The organism is Micromonospora chalcea (genome assembly GCF_002926165.1).
GTDB lineage: Bacteria > Actinomycetota > Actinomycetes > Mycobacteriales > Micromonosporaceae > Micromonospora > Micromonospora chalcea.
In genome coordinates, this window is the sequence record NZ_MAGP01000085.1 from 1 (window position 1) to 1,120 (window position 1,120).

At 68.5% G+C, this 1,120-nt stretch carries 1 protein-coding gene; it reads right to left on the minus strand.

Translation table 11 applies throughout. The features are described from left to right. The coding region (locus BAW75_RS08590) for a non-reducing end alpha-L-arabinofuranosidase family hydrolase (RefSeq protein WP_208635211.1) at positions 1-862 on the minus strand (862 nt) is incomplete at its 3' end. Positions 863-1,120: the final 258 nt, after the last annotated feature.

Consider the following 1,120-nt stretch of genomic DNA (forward strand, 5'->3'; position numbering starts at 1 on the left):
GCGCCGACGACCACCCGTTGGGGTTGGTGGGGTCGTTGGAGGTGCGGTAGGAGAACGCGGTCGGCCCCCACTGGTACGCGAGGACCCAGATGTTGCGCGGCGCGAAGTAGAACAACGTCGGCGCCACGGTCCCCGACGACATCGCGTTCTGGCTGGCCGACGCCATCTGCGACCAGTTGGAGAACAGACCGAAGTTCATCGACCCCCACCTCGTGCCGGTGTCGTGGGTGGTGGCGTAGACCAGGTGCTGCCCGTTGTAGGGCACCACCGTGAAGTCCTTCAACGACACCCAGCCCGACCGCGGCTGCGCCAACGCGCCGGTCGAGGACCACCGGTACGACGACGGGAGACTGCAGGTGTTGCCCGGCGGCGGCGTGGTGGGTGGCGCCGTGGTCGGCGGTGCCGTGGTGGGTGAGCCGGTCGGGCCGCCGGTCGGCGTGGTGCCGCCGGTGCAGGTCACGCCGTTGAGCGCGAAGCTGGTCGGCACCGGGTTGCTGCTGGTCCAGGAGCCGTTGAAGCCGAACGACGTGTTGCCGTTCGTCGGGATCGACCCGTTGTAGTCGACGTTGCGCGCGGTGACCGCGGACCCGCTCTGGGTCAGGCTCGTGTTCCACGACTGGGTCACCGTCTGCCCGGCGCCGAACGACCACGTCAGCGTCCAGCTCGACACCGGGTCGCCGAGGTTCGTGATGGTGACGTTGGCGCCGAAGCCGCCCTGCCACTGCGACGAGATCGCGTAGTTCACGGAGCAGCCCGCGGCGGCGGCCCCGGCGGGCAGCTGCGCCACGGCGACCGACGCCGACGCGAGCAGCGCGGCGCCGGCCGACGCCAATATGGCATTGACTGACCTGGATCTGGACATGAATTGACCTCCTGCGGGGGCGGCGGCTCTGGCATTGGCGGTGGCGATTGTTTTGTGAGCGTTAACAGCCGCGTCAGGGATGTTACGGGAGCGCTCCCATGCGCTCAACAACCCATTTCCGCACCCACCGAATCAGCGCGGCCCCCACTCGCCCGCCCAGGACGCGACGATCATGAAGTTGACCGCGTCCAATGCGGACAAATCCGCGGCCCAACTTCATGATCAACGGGGTGGAAGGGGGAGGGGAGAGGGATGGGG